The organism is Klebsiella terrigena (genome assembly GCF_012029655.1).
In the GTDB taxonomy this organism is placed as follows: domain Bacteria; phylum Pseudomonadota; class Gammaproteobacteria; order Enterobacterales; family Enterobacteriaceae; genus Klebsiella; species Klebsiella terrigena.
In genome coordinates this window covers 3,031,519-3,052,648 of sequence record NZ_CP050508.1, presented here as the reverse complement: position 1 = coordinate 3,052,648, position 21,130 = coordinate 3,031,519, and the positions used below count along the sequence as shown (strand labels likewise).

Sequence of the window (21,130 nt, the reverse complement as noted above, 5' to 3'; positions counted from 1 at the left end):
ATAAAGGGGCGTCGGCCCCTTTCTCCTGGCGGGGCTTAGAGCTGGCTAAACTTATTAATCCACGGACTGTTATCTTCGCCAGACCACAGCTGTACTAACATCTCTCTGAATTTCTCCGCCGCCGGGCTCAGCGGCGTTTCGCGACGCTGCACAAGCCCTAAGGTACGTCGAATGACGGGTTCAATCAGCGGGCGGCTGACCAGAACATGATGTTCATCAGTCGGCATTGCCAGGCTGGGAACCACCGATACGCCGAGGCCCGCCTCCACCATTCCCAGTGAAGTAGACAGGTGTCGGACCTCGTAAAACCAGTTAGGTTGCCAGGCCATTTTCTCGAAGGCCTGATCGATAAGCGACCGGTTACCGCTGGAGCGTCTGACGCCAATTAACTTCATTCCGGCAAGATCTTCCCACGTTACCAGCGGTTTTTGTGCCAGTTCATTGTCGCGCCGACAGGCCAGAACAAAAGGTTCATTGACCAACGGCGAAAAATCGATATTAGGATGTGTGATGTTTATCATATTTATGCCGAAATCTGCATCGCCATTTAACACCGCTTCGAGACAATCGCTGGCGCTGTGCTCAAGTATGCGAATACGGATGTTTGGATGGTCATTGTTATAATCTCGTATCACCGATGGCAGAAAATAGAACGCGGCGGTCGGGATACAGGAAACGGTAATAACCCCTGCCTGATGCGTCGCCATCTCTTTAATACTCAATATTGAGCTTTCATAAAAATCGATTAAATTCTTTGCCTTAGGCAAAAACTCTCTGCCCACCGCCGTTAATTTGACGCTCCGCGTCGAGCGTTCAAACAGCGCCGTTCCCAGGCTCTCTTCAAGCTTTTGGATTCTACGTGTTAATGCAGGTTGTGATATGTGAAGAAATTGAGATGATTTTGTAAAGCATCCGATTTCTGCAATTTTTACAAAAGCTTGTATGCCCTGTAATTCATGTTGCATCTCAGCATCCCTTTCTCGTTTCTATTTCTCTACGGTAACTCACGCGCTATTTATGTGTAAAACGAATTAATGATGCTTTTTTTGACATTAGAGTTATCAACCCGAGTATGAAAACCTTATTGCGTTCCTGAGAAAAAGCGAAATGAGAAAAACACATGTTAAATATCCCTTGCGTATTAATGCGTGGCGGTACGTCAAAAGGCCCGGTTATTCTGGCCAGCGATCTGCCGTCTGAAAATGAAGAACGCGACGCCGTGTTACTGGCGTTAATGGGCGCAGGCCATGAGCTCGAAATTGACGGTATCGGTGGTGGAAGTCCGCAAACCAGCAAAGTGGCGATCGTCAGTCCTTCCGACAGTGCGGATGCCGACGTCGATTATCTGTTCGCGCAGGTCATGGTTAACGAGCGACGCGTCGACACCACGCCCAACTGCGGCAATATGCTTTGCGCGGTGGGGCCCTTTGCCATCGAAAAGGGGTTGGTTAAGGCGCAAAGTCCGGTGACGACGGTCCGCATCCGTAACCTGAATACCGGCACGCTGGTTGATGCAGAAGTTCAGACGCCTGATTATCGGGTGGTTTACGAAGGTGATACCCAAATCGACGGCGTACCGGGTGTTGCGGCACCGGTTGGTTTGACCTTCCTCAATTCTGCAGGCTCTAAAACAGGGAAGCTGCTCCCGACCGGCAGCGTGACGGACGTTTTTGAGGGTATCCCCGTTACGTGTATCGACATGGCCATGCCGATGGTGCTGATAGATGCAGCCCAGCTGGGAAAAACGGGTGGGGAGTCGCCGGCAGAACTGGATGCGGATACAACCTTCAAGGCGAAGCTTGAACGCCTGCGTTGTAGGGCGGGTGAGGCAATGGGGCTTGGCGATGTTTCATCGAAAGTGATTCCGAAACCCGTTCTGCTCAGCCGAGCGTGCAACGGAGGAACGCTTCAGGTTCGCTACTTTATGCCACACGTCTGCCATAAGTCGCTGGCCATTACCGGCTCGATTGGCATTTCAACCGCAACGCTGATTGAAGGGTCTGTTGCCCATACCCTTATCGCCGACCGGCCCAGAGATTTATTCACCAACATTATTGATATTGAACATCCCAGCGGAAAAATTACGGTGTCATTGTTACGAGACGGAGACAAGATCGAAAATACTCGCGCAGCGGTTATACGCACGTCGCGAAAATTATTTGAAGGCGTCGTTTGCGTGCCGGAAAACGTTTTATCAGAAGCGATTTAAATAAAAACATCCTGACCTGAAAGGTTAGATAAAAAACCACTCTGTACCCAAACTATAATACTGAGGTTATTATGGCGTTAACGCATGCTAAAAATACCCTGAAAGACTCGGATTCCGTAAAGGCCAGTAGTCATATTCGTGTCATTCTGGCGTTAGCCTTATCCGGGCTTGCTGAACTTGCTTCTCTTTTCTTTATTCAGCCACTGCTTCCTACGCTGGCGGTGGAATACAACGTTCCCGTCAGTCAGGTAAGTATTATTTTATCTGCTGAAACTGCACTGCTGGCTATTGGGCTGCTCTTTACCGGAACCTTATCCGACCACTATGGCAGAAAGCGATTAATTATTGTGTCGCTGCTGTTGGGCGGTGTTTTAACGCTGCTGTGCCCGCTGGTCGAATCCTGGGCGATGCTGGTGGCTCTGCGCGCGGTGATTGGTCTGGCGTTAAGCGGCATAGCCGCAGCGGCGACGGCGTATATCAGCGAAGAAGTTGCACCGGTGGCGGCGGGAATCGTCACGGGATATTTTGTCTTCGGTAACTCGATGGGGGGAATGTCAGGGCGTATTATTGCCAGCCAGCTGATCGATCATATCTCCATAAATACCATCTTCTACGGTTTTGCGGTGAGTCTTATTGTGGTTGCCATTCTGGTTAACTTTTTGCTGCCGGCATCCCGTAATTTCACGCCGACGCAAAATCTCAACGTGATGCGCATGGTGAAAGGTGCTGCATCACATTTTAAAAATAAAAATCTGGCGCTGGCTTTTGTTATTAGCTTTATTATCTTTGGCGCATTTACCTCACTTTATAACTACCTTGCTTTCTTCCTTAAAGGCGAACCTTTCCATATATCTCCAGCCAACGCGGGCCTGCTCTCCTTTAGCTTCGCGCTGAGCTTCTTTACTGCTCCACAGGCAGGGCGTTTATCGGCTAAATATGGCGCAATGAAAGTGCTGAGAGTGCTGTTCCTGATTATGGCTTTGGGGATGTTGCTGACGCTGACCGCGAATGTCGTCACCTTTATTGCGGGTGCCGTTATCTTCACCGGCTGCTTCTTCGGCTGCCACTCCATCGGCCTGAGCTGGGTCAGTAAAAATGCTACCCACTCAAGAGGCCAGGCAGTCGCGCTCTATTTATTCTTCTATTACATGGGCGGTTCGGTTGTCGGTTTTGTAAACGGTTTTGTCTTCCATTCAATGGGTTGGCAGGGGATGACGGGATTCATCCTGGCGTTACTCGGGGTCGGCGTTGTTGTGGCTACCTATCTGGCGTCCGGTACGAAACCGGCACTGGTACCCGCGCAGTCCGCTGAATAAAAGCTGGCAAGGTGTTCACGCTGTAAGGCGTGAACACGGTATGGGCACGAATATTAATCAGGTATCAACATGAAATTAGCGAGTTATATTCATCACGGCCGTAGAAGTTACGGAATAGCTATTGAGTCCGGCATTATCGATTTGGGTAATAGAATCGGTCATCAGTATGCAACCCTAAAAGATCTTCTTCAGTGGGATGCGCTTGAGGTTGCAAGGCAATATATCGATTGCCCTGCAGATATCCTTCTGGAAGACATTACCTTTTTACCCGTCATCGATGAACCCGGAAAGATTTTCTGCGTGGGCATGAATTACGCCGAAAAACGAAAAGAGTTCGCGGAGACGAATAGCGCGCCGACGTTGTTTATCCGATTCCCTGATTCGCAAACCGGACATGCCCGACCGGTGATCAAGCCTGTTCACTCCAGCGAGTTCGATTATGAGGGTGAACTGGCCGTCATTATTGGCAAACCAGGTTCCCAAATAACCACGAACAATGCGCTCGACCACGTCGCTGGCTACAGCTGCTATATGGACGGCTCGGTGCGCGACTGGCAGCACGCCTGGTTCACGGCCGGTAAAAACTGGAAACAGACCGGTGCCTTTGGGCCCTATATGACCACTGTAGATGAGATCCCCGATCCCCACGCCTTAACCATACATACCTGGCTTAACGGCAAGCTGGTCCAGGATGACTCCACCGGCAGCATGATCCACAAAGTGGCCGATCTTATCGCGTATATCAGCACTTTCACCTCACTGAGCGCCGGGGACGTCATTATTACGGGCTCACCGGGCGGCGTCGGTAAAAAACGCAATCCACCGCTCTTTATGCATGATGGCGATCGGGTTGAAGTGGAAATAGAAAATATCGGCCGCCTGATGAATACCATTGTGGAAGCTCAACCGCTGCAAGAATCGCGGGCTGTTTAATCGCGGTTCTCAGGAGAAATAAGATGTTCACCGCCAGAACGCCAGAATTTGAGGTCATTCAATCCGGCCAGGGGAATACCAGAGAGGAGATCGCCTGCTTTCTGGAGACAAATGGTTTAGGCATCGACGACGATATCGCCCAGTTTGTCATTGCGCGCTATCAGCGCAAGCTTGTCGCCTGCGCCGGAATTGCCGGGAATACCTTAAAATGCATTGCTATCGATACCGAGTGGCGGGGGACTTCACTAAGCCTGACGTTACTGCATGAGGCAGAGCTTCAGGCGGCGCAAAACGGCGAACATCATCTCTTTCTTTTTACCTGTCCGGGAAATGTAAAATCGTTTCGCGGGTGCGGATTTTATCCGCTAGTGACGATCGTGAATCGAGCCGCGTTAATGGAGAACACGCCGATCGGTATTCACCGTTATTGCAGCCAGCTTCGCAGCCACCATTTGGTGCAGGGCAATAAGATCGGCAGCATTGTCATGAATGCCAATCCCTTTACCCTTGGGCACCAGTATTTAATTGAACACGCCGCGCGCGAGTGTGACTGGCTGCATGTTTTTGTGGTGCAGGAAGATGTTTCCGCCTTTTCTTTCAAAGAGCGGCTTGCGATGGTTCGCGACGGCTCGCGGCATCTGCACAATGTGACGGTTCATCCGGGCTCCGCCTATATTATTTCCCGCGGCACGTTCCCCGGTTATTTCCTGAAAGACAAACAGGTGATTGATAAAGTTTATGCCGCCATCGATTTAACCCTGTTCAGGAATTACATCGCCCCCGCGCTGAATATACGTCATCGCTTTGTAGGTACCGAACCATTCTGTCAGCTGACCGCGGACTATAACCGTGCAATGCATCGCTGGCTGGAAGAGGAAACCGGCATCGCTGCCACTATTCGGGTGCATGAAATAGCGAGAAAAACGGATGGCAATAACATCCCGGTCTCTGCGTCCGCCGTTCGACGTTTAATAAGTGAAAGAAATTTTTCTGCCGCCAGTCATATGGTGCCTGAAACAACACGCGTTTATCTGAATAGCGGAGTGCTGCATTCGTCTTGTTTAGCAGAACGATTGCCGGCAGAAGTTTAACCGCGTTATCACACAGGAAGAGTTATATGAAAATTGTGCAAGCCGCCATGGCGGGGACGCTGGAATCAAGCGACCTGATGGTGAAGGTGAGTCCCGTAGAGAGCGGGCTGGATGTGGTCATCCAAAGCGAAGTCTACAAGCAATTTGGCGACCGTATTACCGAGGTCGTTAATGAAACACTTGCAGCATTGAATATCCAGCAGGGGCTGATCGTTGTCGATGATAAAGGCGCATTGGACTGTGTGATCCGCGCGCGCATGCAGGCTGCGCTGCTCAGAGGAATGGCCCGGGAAGATATTGTATGGGAAACGTTATAATGAAGAAATTACGCCGCAGTATGTTATTTTTACCCGGTTCAAGCGCCGCAATGCTCTCAACCGCATTCATTTATAAACCAGACTCTATTATGTTCGATCTGGAAGATGCCGTTGCCCTGAAAGAAAAAGACAGCGCTCGCCTGCTGGTATTCCATGCCCTGCAGCATCCTATGTATAACGATATAGAAACCGTTGTCAGAATTAATCCGCTTAATACGCCTTTCGGCTTAAAGGATCTGGAAGCTGCCGTCCGGGCTGGCGTTGATGTTATTCGTTTACCCAAAACCGACACCCCTGAAGATATTCATCAGCTTGAACGTGAAATTGTGCGTATTGAAGAGAGTTGCGGACGTCCCGTGGGCTCAACAAAACTGATGGCGGCGATTGAATCCGCTGTAGGCGTTATTAATGCCGTTGCTATTGCGAAATCTTCCGCGCGGTTGATGGGCATTGCGCTGGCGGCATTTGATTACGTGATGGACATGCAGACCGAGCGAGGCGATGGGACGGAGCTGTTCTACGCCCGATGCGCGGTCTTACATGCCGCGCGGGGCGCGGGTATCGATGCCTTTGATGTGGTCTACGCCGACGTGAATGATGAGGCCGGTTTCCTCAAGGAAGTGGACCTGATCCGCAGAATGGGATTCAACGGTAAATCGCTGATTAACCCGCGACAAATTGAGATTCTCCATAACGCGTATGCCCCAACTCAGGAGGAGGTGGATTATGCAGAGCGCGTTATTGCAGCGGCAGAGGAAGGTGAACGTAACGGACTTGGGGTGATTTCGCTGAACGGCAAAATGATCGATGCGCCAATTATCAACCATGCCCGCGTTGTTATCGAACGCAGAAATGCGTCCGGCATTCGTCAGTAATAACCCTTACAGGAAAAATGATGACAAACCTCACTGAAACCCTGCATGACATTCCCGGTACCCGACGTGAATACGTTGCGTTCAGCGGCGCTAATGCCGCGACGCCTTATCTTTCTGACGCTCAGCAAAAATATCAGCGCAAACTGTTTGCCAGCGTCGACGATGTCCTGGCGCGCTGCGATCTTCATGACGGTATGACGGTCTCCTTCCATCACGCGTTTCGCGAGGGGGACAAGGTCATCAACTATGTTATCGATAAGCTGGCTGAACGCGGGCTTAAAGGACTCACGCTCGCCTCGAGTTCCTTAATGTCCTGTAATACGCCACTGATTAAACACATCCGAAACGGCGTCATCAGCAAAATCTACACATCAGGCATGCGTGGCGATCTCGCCGACGCGATATCACACGGTTTGATGGACGAGCCGGTACAAATCCACTCACACGGCGGGCGAGTCAACCTGATTCAACAGGGTGAGATTGCCATCGACGTCGCGTTTCTGGCGGTATCCTGCTGCGATGAATACGGCAACGCCAGCGGCAACGGCGGGAAGTCGCAGTGCGGCTCGCTCGGGTATGCGATGGTCGATGCGAAATACGCCAAAAAAGTGGTCCTTCTCACCGAAACCCTCAAACCGTTCCCGAACCTGCCTGCGAGTATCGTCCAGGATCAGGTTGATTATGTTGTTCAGATAGAGAGCGTAGGGGATCCGGCAAAAATCAGCGTCGGCGCTGCCAGGGTCACCAGCAATCCGCGTGAGCTGATGATTGCGCGTTCGGCCGCTGACGTTATTGAACACTCGGGCTATTTCCGCAACGGCTTTTCCATTCAGACCGGTTCCGGCGCGGCGTCAACGGCCTGTACGCGCTTTATGGAAGCCCGCATGAGGAAGCACAACATTGTCGCCCGGTTTGCGCTGGGTGGCATCACCGGCAGCATTGTCGATCTGCATCAAAAAGGGCTAATTGAAAAAATCCTCGACACGCAAAGCTTTGACGGTGCAGCAGCTGCGTCAATGGCGGTCAATCCCGACCATGTGGAGATATCAACCAACGTCTATGCGAATCCGGCGGCAAAAGCGGCCTGCTGCGACAGGGTGGACGTGGTCATTCTCAGCGCCCTGGAAGTGGACACCCAGTTTAACGTGAATGTCCTGACCGGCTCCGATGGCGTCATGCGTGGCGCTTCCGGCGGGCATTGCGATGTGGCCGCAGCGGCCAATCTCACCATTGTGGTTGCGCCGCTGATCCGTAGCCGCATTCCTACCGTGGTGAGACGCGTTACAACTCTGGTGACGCCAGGCGAAAGTATTGACGTTCTGGTGACCGATCACGGCATTGCCGTCAATCCGGCCCGTCCGGAGATCCGCGAGCGTCTGATGGCTGCGGGCCTGGCCGTTGTCGATATCGACGCGTTGCATCAAAAAGCGTTGCTTATTTCGGGTGAGCCTAAGCCGGTTGAATTTACCTCGCGGATCGTCGGCGTGGTGCGCTATCGCGACGGCAGCGTGATTGATGTGGTCCGCCAGGTTAAGGAGTAATCAATATGATGGATAAGGCCTCTAACGCCATCGTCTCTCTGGAGCAAATCCTGACAGCCAGAGAGCAGCGGGCGAAACGGCAGCAGGCGTGGCTATTTCAGTCTGAGCATACCGTGGTTTCCGTCACGCTGGTCTGGCCCGGGGAACGCAAAGATACCGAGCTCGCCAGGCGAGTAATGGCCGTTGCGGATGAGACGCTCGGTGCCGTGTTCCAGCGGCATCACTGGCGCGTCTGTCGGCACCAGACGTTGCGGCCGGTGACAGGGCCTGAAGCCCTCTGGTCGGTGGCGGCACCGGCATGGATGATCAAGCACGTTACGGCGCATCTTGAAGATACCCATCGCCTGGGACGGCTTTGGGATATCGATATCATCTGCCCGAAGACGGGGCTGTTGAAAAGAGATGCCATCCAGCAGCCGATGCGCAGATGCTTTATCTGTCATGAACCTGCGCACGCGTGCTCCCGCGCGCGACGTCATTCGCAGGCCGAACTTACGCGCAGCATGGAGGCGTTAATCGATGACTATTTTGCCTGCCAGGCATCCTGAATGCGGTGTTCAGCGTTCCGTCGCTGAACTGGCGGCCGAAGCCATGTATCGGGAAATCACCTTAACGCCGAAACCGGGCCTGGTGGATCGCGACAATAGCGGCGCCCATCAGGACATGAACTTCACCGTGTTTATGGCCAGTATCGCGGCGGTTGCTCCCTGGTTTTCGTTGTTTTTTAACGTTGGCAAGGAGACCGCATCGCTTGGGGGAATGCAAACGCTGCGGGCAATCAGGCCGACGGGACTGGCGTGTGAACAGGCGATGTTTGCAGCTACAGGCGGAGTGAATACCCATAAAGGCGGGATCTTCTCCCTGGGGCTGCTGTGCGCCGCCGCAGGGCGTCTGAGCCAAAGGGATGAAGCTCTCACTCAGCGCAGCTTGTGCAATGAAACCCGTCTTATCTGTACCGGCATTGTCGAGCTGGAGCTGAAAAAATCGGGCGTCGCAAAAACGAAGGGCGAGCAGCTGTTCCAGACGTTTGGGTTCACCGGGGCGAGGGGGGAAGCGGCCAGCGGTTTTATGACCGCGCGCACCGCGGGTCTTCCCGTGCTGGAAAAATCGTTACGGCAGGGGGAACCTGAACGTGTGGCCTTGCTGAGAATGTTGCTTGGGCTGATGGCAGAAAATCCCGACACGAATCTTCTTTCGCGCGGTGGGATCGCCGGGTTGAATTATGTCCGACGCTACGCCAGACGATTATTAAACATTAAAAACCTGACGTCAGAAAAATTAGATAAAGCATTAACCAGAATGAATTCGGAATGCGTCAAAAGAAATTTAAGCCCCGGCGGTAGCGCAGATCTCCTTGCCGTTGGGTGGTTATTGTCGAAATTCCCACGCGAATAATAGCGAAATAAGGAAAACGTCATGATTGAACAGCGCCTGCAGCAGCTCAGCGATCGTTACACCCTGATTCTGGTACCGGGCCTGAGAGACAGCGATGAATATCACTGGCAGAGCTGCTGGGAGCGACGTTTACCTTTCTGGAAACGCATACAGCAGAAAAACTGGTTAGCGCCCGATATTGAAAATTGGGTGTCGGCCATCAGGCGAGAACTTGCGGTTTCCCGGCTGCCTGCGGTCCTCGTTGGACACAGCTTTGGGGCCCTGGCGTCCTGCAGGCTCTTACAAACGCAGCAGGTCAACGTGGCCGGGCTCGTTATGGTGGCGCCGGCAGAACCGGCTTTCTTTGGGCTGGAGGAGGCTATCCAGCCGACGACGCTATCCGTTCCCTGCATCCTGTTCGCGAGTAAAAACGATCCCCTGATGCCTTTTTCCCGAGCCCAGTACTGGGCCACATGCTGGGGCGGTCATTTAATCGATATCGGCGAAGCCGGGCATATTAATTCGGAGTCTGGTTACGGGGAATGGCAATACGGACTCGAACGACTTACGGAATTCTGCGAACAACTTTAACGACATTTACCTATTTACGATTAACTCTCAGGCAGCTTTGTCCTGAACAGGAGAGCATATGTTAGATGATTACAATCAGCACGTGACGCTGCGTGCAAACGAGGGGATTCCGGCAAAACCGTTAACGGCTGAACAAACGCAGGCGGTCGTTAATGCATTAATCGATAACGCGTCCGAACACCATCAGGCATTCATTGATTTATTAACCCGCTGCGTGCCGCCCGGGGTTGATCCTGCGGCAAAAGTTAAAGCCGATTTTCTGTTTAAGGTCGCGCGTGGGGAGCACAGCATCAGCGGGCTTTCACCCGAAGAGGCCACCACGCTGCTGGGCACAATGCAGGGCGGCTACAACGTCAGGCCGCTGATTGAGCTGCTTGACCACCCCGTTCTGGCCCCGCTTGCCGCAATGCAGCTGTCTGCTACGCTTCTTATTTTTGAAAAATTCAGTCTGGTCGAATCCAAAGCGAAGAGCGGTAACGCCTGGGCTCAAAGGGTGCTCGAATCCTGGGCACGTGCCGAATGGTTTACGCGTCGGCCTGCGGTGCCAGAAAAGATCACGCTGAAAGTCTTTAAGGTCAGCGGGGAGACGAACACGGACGATCTCTCTCCGGCCCCCGTCGCCTGGTCGCGCCCGGATATTCCGCTGCATGCGCTTTCTATGCTCAGCAACGCCCGGGAAGGGGTAACCCCTGACGAGCCGGGCGTACGCGGTCCGTTGCGCCAGCTGGCAGAATTAAAAGAGGCGGGCTGGCCGCTGGTCTACGTTGGTGACGTCGTGGGAACGGGGTCATCGCGCAAATCTGCTACCAACTCCATCTTGTGGCATATCGGGAACGACATCCCTTTTGTCCCCAACAAACGTAATGGTGGCGTTGTGTTTGGCGGCAAAATCGCCCCTATCTTCTTCAATACCCTGGAGGATTCCGGCGCTTTGCCGATAGAACTGGATGTCTCCGCGCTGGCGACCGGAATGCTCATCGACCTGTATCCGTATCAGGGCGAAATTCGTGAGACGGAAAACCAGCATCTGGTAACGACATTCGCGCTTAAAACCGAGGTGTTACTGGATGAAGCGCGTGCAGGCGGGCGTATCCCGCTGATTATTGGACGCAGCCTGACGGCCAAAGCGCGGGAATCGCTGAAGCTGTCGCCATCGGAGGTTTTTCGCCAGCCCGGCACACCGGTGCCATCGCGCGCTGGCTTTACGCTGGCTCAAAAAATCGTGGGTAAAGCCTGCGGCGTTTCGGGGATCCGTCCGGGGCAGTACTGCGAACCGAAAATCAGCACCGTGGGTTCTCAGGACACCACCGGGGGGATGACGCGCGATGAGCTCACCGATCTTGCCTGCCTGACGTTTTCCGCCGATCTGGTGATGCAGTCTTTTTGCCACACCTCGGCGTATCCTAAGCCTGTTGATGTCCAGCTGCATGAAACCCTGCCGCAGTTCATCACCCGCCGTAAGGGCGTGGCGCTGAAGCCGGGCGACGGCATCATCCATTCGTGGCTCAACCGCATGCTGCTTCCTGACACGGTCGGTACCGGCGCGGATTCGCATACCCGCTTCCCGCTGGGGATTTCATTCCCGGGCGGCTCCGGGCTGGTGGCGTTTGCCGCGGCAACGGGCATTATGCCGCTGGATATGCCCGAGTCCGTACTGGTGCGATTTAACGGTGATATGCAAAAAGGGATCACCTTGCGCGATCTGGTGCATGCCATTCCGCTCTATGCCAGGAAGCAGGGGCTGCTGACGGTGGAGAAGAAGAATAAACGCAATATTTTCTCCGGACGAATCCTTGAAATAGAAGGGCTGGAGACGCTGAGCGCGGAACAAGCGTTTGAGCTGGCCGATGCGTCCGCTGAACGTTCTGCCGCAGCGTGCGTGATGCGCCTGGCGGAAGAGAACGTTACGCAATACCTTCGCTCAAATGCGGCGCTGCTGCGCTGGATGGTCAAGCAGGGTTATGAGAACGCCGCCACGCTCGAAAAGCGTATTGCTGAGATCGAGGCGTGGCTGGCGAACCCGTCACTTCTGTCCGCCGATCCTGACGCTGAATATGCGGCCGTTATTGACATAGATCTTGCTGAAATCACCGAACCGGTCGTGTGTGCGCCGGACGATCCGGATGACGCCCGTCTGCTCTCAGAGGTGGCCTGTACGCCAGTTGACGAAGTTTTCATTGGCTCCTGCATGACCAATATTGGCCATTTCCGCGCGGCAGGGAAAATTATGGCGGATACGAAAGAAACTCAGGCGCGTCTGTGGCTGGCGCCGCCGACCAAAATGGATGCCCAACAGCTCTCCAGAGAGGGCTACTTTAACCAGTTTATTCAATCGGGTGCGAGAATCGAGCCAGCCGGCTGTTCCCTCTGCATGGGGAATCAGGCGAGGGTGCGGGAAGGGAGTCACGTAGTGTCAACCTCCACACGAAATTTCCCGCACCGTCTGGGCACAAATGCCAAAGTCTTCCTGGCATCGGCTGAGTTAAGTACCGTTGCGGCTATCCTGGGGAAAATGCCAACCGTTGACGAATATTTCAGCCATACCGTTAAACTTAGCGATGCAAATGAAAATATCTACCGCTATCTCAGTTTCGACACGCTTACTGAATATCAATCCGCCGAGGATGATAATATTCGAGTGGTTAATCTGTAGCGGTTATTGATTTTAGAACAATCATCTTTAGTCAGCGGAGGTTTCTCCGGGGAGAGGCCTTTGCTATTCAGGGAACATTTCTCATGGGTGAGATATGATTAAACCAAATGTATTAAAAACAATATTACTTGCGGTGGTGATATTATTATCGACATTCATTCCTCCGCCTAATGAATTGAGCCGGGAGGCCTGGATTCTCGCAGGAATATACCTTTCCGCTATCGTCGGGCTGGTTATTAAACCGTATCCCGAACCCGTTATTATGCTGGTTGCTGTCGCATTAACCTGTTTTACGATTACCCAGTTTGCCGATTCACCGGTGAAGTCAATGGACGTCCTCAGCGGGTATGCTTCAGGTACAACCTGGCTGGTGTTCAGTGCCTTTACGCTTAGCGCGGCGTTCGTCACCACCGGATTGGGGAAGCGGCTCGCCTACTGGTTTATCCTCAAATTTGGCAACACAACGCTCAGGCTGGGATATGTCACCGCGCTATTGGATTTGGTGCTGGCGCCCGCCACGCCATCAAATACGGCGCGTGCAGGTGGCGTCGTGTTTCCCATTATCAACAGTATCGCGATGGTATTAGGCTCAACGCCGAAGGAATCACCCTGTAAAGCTGGCCGCTATCTGATGGTCAACGTGTATATGGTCACCAAAACGACCAGCTATATGTTTTTAACGGGCTTTGCCGGCAACGCGTTAGCGCTACAGTTAATTTCCGATATTTTCCATATTCATATTAGCTGGATCGGCTGGATGCTGGCAGGGGCGCCGTTGGGATTATTGATGCTGTGTCTAATTCCCTATATCTGCTATAAGGTGTCCGCCCCGGAGATTAAACGAATCGATAATATTGGCATTGCGAATGACGGGCTTAAAAATCTTGGGCCAATGAATAACAAAGAGAAGGGGTTAGTGGTGGTATTTATCGCCGCGCTATTAGGCTGGATCTTCTCTCGTCATCTTGGTCTGAATGAATCGTCGGTGGCTATTATCGCGATGGGGAGCGCACTGCTGTTTAATATCATCAGCTGGAGTGATGTTCAGCAAAATAAAGGCGGCTGGAATACCCTGATTTGGTATGGCGGAATTATTGGCCTCAGCGCCACCCTCAGCAAGGTGGGGTTCTTCCGTTGGCTGGCGGATTTCCTGTCAGCGCATCTGGATTTCCTCAGCGCAGGCAATATGACCATCGTCATTATCGTGTTCCTGAGCGTGCTGGTGCGCTATTTCTTTGCTTCCGGCGGAGCATACGTAGCGGCGATGGTGCCGGTCTTCGCCACGGTAGGGCTGGTCACCGGAACGGCGCCCGTGCTGCTGGCGCTGGCCATTTTGTTCTCAAACTCCTACGGCGGCTGCATTACCCACTATGGCGGCGCAGCGGGACCGATTATCTTCGCGTCGGGGTATAACGATATCAAGTCGTGGTGGACGATCGGCACTCTCGTGGCGCTATGCACGTTTCTGGTCCATATGGTTCTTGGCATTCCCTGGTGGGAATTCCTGCTGCATCACGGAATGCTGCAGCCCTGATAGCCCGGCTACGCCAGCCGGGCCTCCCCCTCAACGCCGGGATCGCACCACCTGGTAGCGGCGGGTCAGGTACTCGACCGGTGCGCTCCAGACGTGGACCAGCCGGGTGAAGGGGAATATCAGGAAGATAGTCATCCCCAGCACCAGATGGACGCGGTAGATAATCGCCACGCCGTCAAGATGCGCCGAAGCGCCGGCGTGGAAGGTCACCACCGCCTGCGCCCAGTCCACCAGTTTGAGCATCTCGCTACCGTCCGGGTGCCGGGCGGAGAAGGGGATCGTCGTCAGGCCAAGAATGCACTGAATCAGCAGGATGCTGAGGATCAGAATATCCGCCGTCGACGAGGTCGCGCGAATGCGCGGGTTGGTCAGGCGGCGGACCAGCAGGCCCGCGCCGCCGATCAGCGTCAGCACGCCGCAGGCGCCGCCGAGGATCATCGCCATCAGCTGTTTTTGCGACATCGGCAGGAACCACGAGTAGACCCAGTGCGGCGTCAGCATGCCGAAGAGGTGGCCGAAGAAGATGCCGAGAATGCCGATGTGGAACAGGTTTGACCACAGCACCATACCGCGCTTGTCGAGCATCTGGCTCGAGGAGGCGCGCCAGGTGTACTGGCCGTAGTCGTAGCGCAGCCAGCTGCCGAGCAGAAACACCGTGCCGCAGAGGTAGGGGTAGATATCGTAAAAAAAGACGTTGAGGTACTGTATCATTTCGGGCCTCCGGCACGGACGTCAACGTACTGTGGCGCGACGTCCTGGCTAAAGCGTCGTTGATAGTTTTGCAGCGGGGAGCTGTCGCAGGCGGTGGCTTTATCTTCGATAAATTTCACCTGCTCCTCTTCCCACACCGCATCCAGCGCCTGGCGGGTATCATCGCGCTTTTCACCCGCCACCTGCTTCGTGACACTGTCACTATTAAGTTTGCTGCCTGCCAGCGCCAGCAGCGCGTCAAATAGCTGATAATACTCGCACTGGCGCTGCTTCAGCCGCCCGCCGAGCAGCGCCAGAATCGGCGCGACGTTCTGCAATCCTTCGCGGCTGCCCTCCGGTGGCAGGGTGCTGAGATACTCCAGATACAGCGGTAAATGGTCCGGCAGCTCGCGGCAGTCGATTTGCAGGCCGGCCTGCTCGTACTGATTCATCAGGTCGACCATCGCCTGGCCGCGATCGCGGGACTCCGCGTGTACGTGCTCAAACAGCAGCAGCGAGGTGGCGCGCCCGCGTTCAAAAACTTCGCACCACTCAGCCTGACGGTCGAGCAGCGGCGCGGCCAGCAGCGGTTCAACAAACGCCAGCAGGGCCGGCGCATCGGCGCTGACCAGCGCCAGCGCCTCCTCGCGGTTGTCCCACAGCACGGCGTCCGGGTACTCCAGCAGCAGACCGATTACCTTGAGGATGCGCATTAGTCTCTCTCCCCGATATTGATCGCATCGATGCGCTGGCTGTTAAACAGGTTGAATTTGGTGTCCGAGCCGTGACAGCCGTCGCCGAAGGTAAAGCCGCAGCCGTTTTTTTCCGGGAAGGCGTCCTCCGCCATTTCGCGATGGCTGGTGGGGATCACGAAGCGGTCTTCGTAGTTGGCGATCGCCAGGTAGCGGTACATATCCTCTACCTGCTCGACGCTGAGGCCGACCTCCTCGATGGCGCGGGTATCGGTAACGCCTTCTACGGTTTGGGAACGCTTGTAGTGGCGCATCGCCATCATGCGCTTCAGGGCGCGCAGCACCGGGCCGGTGTCGCCCGCGCTCAGCAGGTTAGCCAGATACTGCACCGGAATACGCAGGCTTTCGACTGCCGGCAGAATGCTGCCGTTGTTCGGCAGGCCGCCGGCGTCGGCAACCGACTGGATCGGCGACAGCGGCGGCACGTACCAGACCATCGGCAGCGTGCGGTATTCCGGATGCAGCGGCAGCGCCAGCTTCCAGTCCATCGCCAGCTTATAAACCGGTGATTTCTGCGCGGCGTCGATGACGTTATGCGGGATCCCCTGCTTCAGGGCCTCCTCAATCACCGCCGGATCGTGCGGATTAAGGAACACGTCGCACTGACGTTCGTAGAGGTCGGTTTCATGCTCGGTGCTGGCCGCTTCTTCGATGCGGTCCGCGTCATACAGCAGCACCCCGAGATAGCGGATACGCCCGACGCAGGTCTCCGAACAGACCGTCGGCTGGCCGGATTCAATGCGCGGATAGCAGAAGATGCATTTTTCCGACTTGCCGCTTTTCCAGTTGAAGTAGATTTTTTTGTACGGGCAGCCGCTGATGCACATGCGCCAGCCGCGGCACTTGTCCTGGTCGATCAGCACGATGCCGTCTTCTTCACGCTTGTAGATGGCGCCGCTCGGGCAGGTGGCGGCGCAGCTCGGGTTGAGGCAGTGCTCGCACAGGCGCGGCAGGTACATCATGAAGGTGTTTTCAAACTGGCCGTACATCTCTTTCTGCATCGCCTCGAAGTTGCGATCGCGGGCGCGCTTTTCAAACTCGCCGCCGAGCAGCTCCTCCCAGTTGGGGCCCCAGGTTATTTTATCCATCCGCTTGCCGCTGATCAGCGAGCGCGGGCGGGCGGTAGGCAGGTGCTGGCCTTCGGGGGCGGAGTGCAGATGCTGATAGTCGTAGGTAAAGGGCTCGTAATAGTCGTCGATCCCCGGCAGCACCGGGTTGGCGAAGATTTTAGACAGCACGCCGACGCGGCTGCCGAGGCGCGGCGTGAGCTTGCCGGTGATCCCGCGGATCCAGCCGCCTTGCCACTCCTCCTGGTCTTCCCAGTTTTTCGGATAGCCGATGCCGGGCTTGGTTTCGACGTTGTTAAACCAGGCATACTCCATGCCTTCGCGCCCGGTCCAGACGTTCTTACAGGTGACCGAACAGGTATGACAGCCAATGCATTTGTCGAGGTTCAGCACCATTCCGACCTGTGAGCGTATTTTCATTTTTTCGCCTCCTGTACCTGATCGCGACCTTCGTCATCCAGCCAGTTAATGTTTTTCATTTTGCGAATCATGATGAACTCATCGCGGTTAGAGCCGACGGTGCCGTAGTAGTTAAAGCCGTAGGCCAGCTGCGCGTAGCCGCCGATCATATGGGTCGGTTTCGGGCAGATACGGGTGACGGAGTTATGGATCCCGCCGCGCCTGCCGGTGACTTCAGAACCCGGAATGTTCATGATTCGCTCCTGGGCGTGGTACATCATGGTCATTCCGGGCGGCACGCGCTGGCTGACCACCGCGCGGGCGGTGAGGGCGCCGTTGGCGTTGAACGCCTCAATCCAGTCGTTATCCTCAATCCCCAGCTCCTTCGCGTCGGCTTCGCTGAGCCAGACGATCGGCCCGCCGCGCGACAGGGTCAGCATCAGCAGGTTTTCGCTGTAGGTGGAGTGGATGCCCCATTTCTGGTGTGGCGTCAGGAAATTCAGCGCTTTTTCCGGGAAGCCGTTGGGCGGGATCTCCTTCATACGGCTGACGCTGCGGGTGTCTATCGGCGGTCGATAGACCACCAGGCTCTCGCCAAAGGCGCGCATCCACGGGTGATCCTGATAGAGCTGCTGGCGGCCGGAAAGCGTGCGCCACGGGATCAGCTCATGCACGTTGGTATAGCCGGCGTTGTACGACACGTGTTCGCTCTCGAGGCCGGACCAGGTGGGGCTGGAGATGATTTTTCGCGGCTGGGCCTGGATATCGCGAAAGCGGATCTTCTCATCCTCTTTGTTGATCGCCAGGTGGGTGTGATCGCGGCCGGTAAATTCGCCGAGGGAGTGCCAGGCCTTCACCGCCACCTGACCGTTGGTCTCCGGCGCCAGGCTGAGGATCACCTCGCTGGCGTCTATCGCGCTGTCGATGCGCGGACGACCTTTGGCCGGGCCGTCGAGCTTGACGTAGTTCAGCTTGCCGAGGAAATCGACCTCATCCTGGGTATTCCACGAAATCCCCTTGCTGCCGTTGCCCAGCTTGTCGAGCAGCGGGCCAAGAGAGGTAAAGCGCTCCCAGGTCGCCGGGTAGTCGCGCTCAACCACCGCGATGGTCGGGGCGGTTTTCCCGGGGATAAGATCGCACTCGCCCTTGTGCCAGTCGAAGACGTCAAAGGGCTGCGACAGCTCCCCGGGGGAGTCGTGCTGCAGCGGCAGCAGCACCACGTCGGTCTCTTTATCAAGGTGGCCGACGCAGACCTCGGAGAAGGCTTTAGCAATATCTTTGTAGATTTCCCAGTCGCTTTTCGCATCCCAGGCCGGGTCAACGGCGGCGGAGAGCGGATGGATAAACGGATGCATATCCGAGGTATTCATATCGTCTTTTTCGTACCAGGTGGCGGTCGGCAGGACGATATCGGAGAACAGGCAGGTGCTCGACATGCGAAAATCGAGGGTCACCAGCAGGTCGAGTTTGCCCTCAATGGCGGCGGTCTGCCACTCCACCTCTTCCGGTTTCACCTCGTCCGTTGCCCCCAGCTCATCGCCCTGAATACCGCTGTCGGTGCCCAGCAGGTATTTGAGCATGTACTCGTGGCCTTTCCCGGACGAGCCCAGCAGGTTGGAGCGCCAGATAAACATGTTTCGCGGATGGTTTTTGCCGTTATCCGGCTGCTCGCTGGCAAAGCGGATATCGCCGGATTTCAGCGCCTGGGCGGTGAAGTCGGCGGGAGAGAGTCCGGCGGAATCGGCCTGCTGCTTAATGGTCAGCGGGTTGACGCTCAGCTGCGGCGCCGACGGCAGCCAGCCCATGCGCTCGGCGCGGACGTTAAAATCAATCAGGTGGCCGCTAAAGCGGCTGGCGTCGGCCAGCGGCGACAGCAGCTCCTGGGCGGTGAGCTTTTCATAACGCCACTGGCTGGAGTGGTTGTAGAAATAGGAGGTGCTGTTCATCTGGCGCGGCGGGCGGTTCCAGTCGGTGGCGAAGGCCAGCGGCAGCCAGCCGGTTTGCGGGCGCAGCTTCTCCTGGCCCACGTAGTGCGACCAGCCGCCGCCGCTCTGCCCGATGCAGCCGCAGAACACCAGCATGTTGATCATCCCCCGGTAGTTCATATCCATGTGATACCAGTGGTTGACGCCGGCGCCGAGAATAATCATCGAACGACCGTGGGTCTTATGCGCGGTATCGGCGAACTCCCAGGCGATCTGCTCGATGTGTCGGCGCGACACCCCGGTGATCTGCTCGGCCCAGGCCGGGGTGTAGGCTTTAAGATCGGCAAAATCCTGCGCCGCGTTGGCGTCATCGAGGCCGCGATCGAGACCGTAGTTGGCGAGCACCAAATCGTAAACGCTCGCCACCAGGCCGCTTTCACCGTTTGCCAGCGCCAGCTGCTTCACCGGCAGCTGATGGATGAGCACCGGCTCCTGCTTCACGCTGCGAAAGTGCGGGTTTTCGTTACCGCCAAAGTAGGGGAAGCCCACCGCGGCGACGGAATCCTTGATATCCAGCAGGGAGAGCCGCAGCTCGGTCGCCTTACCGGCCGCCAGCTGCTCGAGGTTCCACTTGCCTTTCTCACCCCAGCGAAAGCCGATCGAGCCGTTGGGCGCCACCAGCTCTCCTTCGGCGTTGAAGGCGACGGTTTTCCACTCCGGGTTGTTGCTTTCGCCCAGCCCGTCCAGCAGGTCCGAAGCGCGCAGCATGCGCCCGGGCACCCAGGTACCGTCGTCCCGGCGATCGAGCATCACCAGCATCGGCATATCGGTGTAGTGGCGACAGTAGTTGAGGAAGTAATCGCTGGGGTTATCGAGGTGGAAGCGCTTGAGGATCACGTGGCCCATCGCCATTGCCAGCGCGCTGTCGGTACCCTGTTTGGGCGCCAGCCACTGGTCGCAGAGCTTGGCGACCTCCGAATAGTCCGGGGTGATGGCGATGGTTTTGGTGCCTTTGTAGCGCACTTCGGTGAAGAAGTGGGCGTCCGGCGTCCGGGTCTGCGGGACGTTGGAGCCCCAGGCGATAATGTAGCTGGAGTTGTACCAGTCGGCGGATTCCGGCACGTCGGTCTGCTCGCCCCAGGTCATCGGTGAGGCGGGCGGCAGGTCGCAGTACCAGTCATAGAAGCTCAGGCAGGTTCCGCCGATCAGCGACAGATAGCGGGTACCGGCGGCGTAGGAGACCATCGACATCGCCGGAATGGGCGAGAAGCCGGCCACGCGGTCCGGGCCGTAGTTTTTAATGGTCCAGACGTTGGCGGCGGCGATCAGCTGGTTGAGCTCTTTCCAGGTTGAACGAATAAACCCGCCTTTGCCGCGGGCCTGCTTGTAGCTCAGGCATTTTTGCCGGTCCTGCATGATGCTGTTCCACGCGTTGACCGGGTCCGGGTGCTGCGTCAGCGCCTCGCGCCACAGCTCAATCAGCCGCTTGCGCGCCAGCGGGTACTTCAGGCGGTTGGCGCTGTAGAGGTACCACGAGTAGCTGGCACCGCGCGGGCAGCCGCGCGGCTCGTGGTTCGGCAGGTCAGGGCGTGTGCGGGGATAGTCGGTCTGCTGAGTTTCCCAGGTGACGAGGCCGTTTTTAACGTAGATCTTCCAGCTACATGAGCCTGTACAGTTTACGCCGTGCGTGGAGCGGACAATCTTATCGAACTGCCAGCGCTGACGGTAGCTATCCTCCCAGTCACGGTTGGTGTTGTACACCTGACCGTGGCCGTTGGCAAAGCTTTCGCCTTTTTGCTTAAAGTAGCGAAAGCGATCCAGTAGTTTGCTCATGACATTATCTCCTGACGGGGGATTGCGCCC

General features: G+C 55.8%; 17 protein-coding genes. 12 read left to right on the top strand and 5 right to left on the bottom strand.

Going from position 1 to position 21,130, the window contains the following annotated elements; all coding sequences use genetic code 11:
* Nucleotides 1-35: 35 nt before the first annotated feature.
* The gene (locus HCK03_RS14365) at nt 36-965 is read right to left on the bottom strand and encodes a LysR family transcriptional regulator (RefSeq protein ID WP_167691791.1); all 930 of its coding nucleotides are present in this window, start codon (nt 963-965) and stop codon (nt 36-38) included.
* A gap of 155 nt (nt 966-1,120) precedes the next feature.
* On the opposite strand from HCK03_RS14365, the gene HCK03_RS14360 reads away from it, so the two are divergent.
* The 12 genes from HCK03_RS14360 to HCK03_RS14305 all read left to right on the top strand — a co-directional run bounded on the left by HCK03_RS14360 (nt 1,121) and on the right by HCK03_RS14305 (nt 14,434).
* Nucleotides 1,121-2,209 (top strand): 4-oxalomesaconate tautomerase, encoded by a 1,089-nt coding sequence (locus HCK03_RS14360; protein WP_148249851.1) that lies wholly within the window; start codon nt 1,121-1,123, stop codon nt 2,207-2,209.
* Between the two features lie 71 nt (nt 2,210-2,280).
* Nucleotides 2,281-3,525 carry an MFS transporter gene (locus tag HCK03_RS14355; RefSeq protein ID WP_041145397.1) on the top strand — a complete coding sequence of 415 codons (1,245 nt, stop codon included), beginning with the start codon at nt 2,281-2,283 and terminating at the stop codon, nt 3,523-3,525.
* A gap of 69 nt (nt 3,526-3,594) precedes the next feature.
* Nucleotides 3,595-4,458 carry a fumarylacetoacetate hydrolase family protein gene (locus tag HCK03_RS14350; RefSeq protein WP_143967192.1) on the top strand — a complete coding sequence of 288 codons (864 nt, stop codon included), beginning with the start codon at nt 3,595-3,597 and terminating at the stop codon, nt 4,456-4,458.
* Nucleotides 4,459-4,481: 23 nt separating this feature from the next.
* Nucleotides 4,482-5,549, top strand: coding sequence for a [citrate (pro-3S)-lyase] ligase (gene citC, locus HCK03_RS14345; RefSeq protein ID WP_167691790.1), 1,068 nt, complete (start codon nt 4,482-4,484; stop codon nt 5,547-5,549).
* 26 nt (nt 5,550-5,575) lie between these two features.
* Nucleotides 5,576-5,866, top strand: coding sequence for a citrate lyase acyl carrier protein (citD, locus tag HCK03_RS14340; protein ID WP_041145400.1), 291 nt, complete (start codon nt 5,576-5,578; stop codon nt 5,864-5,866).
* On the top strand, nt 5,866-6,741 hold the full coding sequence (gene citE, locus HCK03_RS14335) for a citrate (pro-3S)-lyase subunit beta (protein ID WP_115192841.1): 876 nt from the start codon (nt 5,866-5,868) through the stop codon (nt 6,739-6,741). Before citD ends, citE begins: the two co-directional genes overlap by 1 nt.
* A 20-nt stretch (nt 6,742-6,761) precedes the next feature.
* Nucleotides 6,762-8,282, top strand: a complete 1,521-nt coding sequence (gene citF, locus HCK03_RS14330) for a citrate lyase subunit alpha (RefSeq protein ID WP_167691789.1) — start codon at nt 6,762-6,764, stop codon at nt 8,280-8,282.
* 5 nt (nt 8,283-8,287) lie between these two features.
* Nucleotides 8,288-8,830, top strand: a complete 543-nt coding sequence (citX, locus tag HCK03_RS14325) for a citrate lyase holo-[acyl-carrier protein] synthase (RefSeq protein WP_052474511.1) — start codon at nt 8,288-8,290, stop codon at nt 8,828-8,830.
* The gene (gene citG, locus HCK03_RS14320) at nt 8,802-9,677 is read left to right on the top strand and encodes a triphosphoribosyl-dephospho-CoA synthase CitG (protein ID WP_041145403.1); all 876 of its coding nucleotides are present in this window, start codon (nt 8,802-8,804) and stop codon (nt 9,675-9,677) included. Before citX ends, citG begins: the two co-directional genes overlap by 29 nt.
* Before the next feature lie 21 nt (nt 9,678-9,698).
* Nucleotides 9,699-10,247 carry an RBBP9/YdeN family alpha/beta hydrolase gene (locus HCK03_RS14315; protein WP_123551445.1) on the top strand — a complete coding sequence of 183 codons (549 nt, stop codon included), beginning with the start codon at nt 9,699-9,701 and terminating at the stop codon, nt 10,245-10,247.
* A gap of 58 nt (nt 10,248-10,305) precedes the next feature.
* A complete protein-coding gene (locus HCK03_RS14310) occupies nt 10,306-12,900 on the top strand; it encodes a bifunctional aconitate hydratase 2/2-methylisocitrate dehydratase (RefSeq protein WP_167691788.1) in 2,595 nt (864 codons plus the stop codon).
* Between the two features lie 94 nt (nt 12,901-12,994).
* Complete coding sequence (locus HCK03_RS14305) at nt 12,995-14,434, top strand: anion permease (RefSeq protein ID WP_167691787.1); 1,440 nt, start codon at nt 12,995-12,997, stop codon at nt 14,432-14,434.
* A gap of 30 nt (nt 14,435-14,464) precedes the next feature.
* Here the strand turns inward: HCK03_RS14305 and narI are convergent, their stop codons facing one another.
* Genes narI through HCK03_RS14285 form a run of 4 tightly spaced genes read right to left on the bottom strand, consistent with a single transcriptional unit; the run spans nt 14,465 to nt 21,100 of the window.
* Nucleotides 14,465-15,145: a respiratory nitrate reductase subunit gamma gene (gene narI / locus HCK03_RS14300; protein ID WP_041145407.1), complete on the bottom strand. Its 681-nt coding sequence runs from the start codon at nt 15,143-15,145 to the stop codon at nt 14,465-14,467.
* Nucleotides 15,142-15,837 carry a nitrate reductase molybdenum cofactor assembly chaperone gene (gene narW, locus HCK03_RS14295; protein WP_041145408.1) on the bottom strand — a complete coding sequence of 232 codons (696 nt, stop codon included), beginning with the start codon at nt 15,835-15,837 and terminating at the stop codon, nt 15,142-15,144. The genes narI and narW overlap by 4 nt, the downstream gene beginning before the upstream one ends.
* The gene (narH, locus tag HCK03_RS14290; protein WP_041145409.1) at nt 15,837-17,363 is read right to left on the bottom strand and encodes a nitrate reductase subunit beta; all 1,527 of its coding nucleotides are present in this window, start codon (nt 17,361-17,363) and stop codon (nt 15,837-15,839) included. The genes narW and narH overlap by 1 nt, the downstream gene beginning before the upstream one ends.
* Nucleotides 17,360-21,100: a nitrate reductase subunit alpha gene (locus HCK03_RS14285; RefSeq protein ID WP_167691786.1), complete on the bottom strand. Its 3,741-nt coding sequence runs from the start codon at nt 21,098-21,100 to the stop codon at nt 17,360-17,362. The genes narH and HCK03_RS14285 overlap by 4 nt, the downstream gene beginning before the upstream one ends.
* Between the last annotated feature and the right edge of the window lie 30 nt (nt 21,101-21,130).

Bases quoted from the DNA above. Each gene is read 5' to 3' on its own strand.
- HCK03_RS14365 (WP_167691791.1), bottom strand. From the start codon at position 965: ATGCAACATGAATTACAGGGCATACAAGCTTTTGTAAAAATTGCAGAA.
- HCK03_RS14360 (WP_148249851.1), top strand. From the start codon at position 1,121: ATGTTAAATATCCCTTGCGTATTAATGCGTGGCGGTACGTCAAAAGGC.
- HCK03_RS14355 (WP_041145397.1), top strand. From the start codon at position 2,281: ATGGCGTTAACGCATGCTAAAAATACCCTGAAAGACTCGGATTCCGTA.
- HCK03_RS14350 (WP_143967192.1), top strand. From the start codon at position 3,595: ATGAAATTAGCGAGTTATATTCATCACGGCCGTAGAAGTTACGGAATA.
- citC (WP_167691790.1), top strand. From the start codon at position 4,482: ATGTTCACCGCCAGAACGCCAGAATTTGAGGTCATTCAATCCGGCCAG.
- citD (WP_041145400.1), top strand. From the start codon at position 5,576: ATGAAAATTGTGCAAGCCGCCATGGCGGGGACGCTGGAATCAAGCGAC.
- citE (WP_115192841.1), top strand. From the start codon at position 5,866: ATGAAGAAATTACGCCGCAGTATGTTATTTTTACCCGGTTCAAGCGCC.
- citF (WP_167691789.1), top strand. From the start codon at position 6,762: ATGACAAACCTCACTGAAACCCTGCATGACATTCCCGGTACCCGACGT.
- citX (WP_052474511.1), top strand. From the start codon at position 8,288: ATGATGGATAAGGCCTCTAACGCCATCGTCTCTCTGGAGCAAATCCTG.
- citG (WP_041145403.1), top strand. From the start codon at position 8,802: ATGACTATTTTGCCTGCCAGGCATCCTGAATGCGGTGTTCAGCGTTCC.
- HCK03_RS14315 (WP_123551445.1), top strand. From the start codon at position 9,699: ATGATTGAACAGCGCCTGCAGCAGCTCAGCGATCGTTACACCCTGATT.
- HCK03_RS14310 (WP_167691788.1), top strand. From the start codon at position 10,306: ATGTTAGATGATTACAATCAGCACGTGACGCTGCGTGCAAACGAGGGG.
- HCK03_RS14305 (WP_167691787.1), top strand. From the start codon at position 12,995: ATGATTAAACCAAATGTATTAAAAACAATATTACTTGCGGTGGTGATA.
- narI (WP_041145407.1), bottom strand. From the start codon at position 15,145: ATGATACAGTACCTCAACGTCTTTTTTTACGATATCTACCCCTACCTC.
- narW (WP_041145408.1), bottom strand. From the start codon at position 15,837: ATGCGCATCCTCAAGGTAATCGGTCTGCTGCTGGAGTACCCGGACGCC.
- narH (WP_041145409.1), bottom strand. From the start codon at position 17,363: ATGAAAATACGCTCACAGGTCGGAATGGTGCTGAACCTCGACAAATGC.
- HCK03_RS14285 (WP_167691786.1), bottom strand. From the start codon at position 21,100: ATGAGCAAACTACTGGATCGCTTTCGCTACTTTAAGCAAAAAGGCGAA.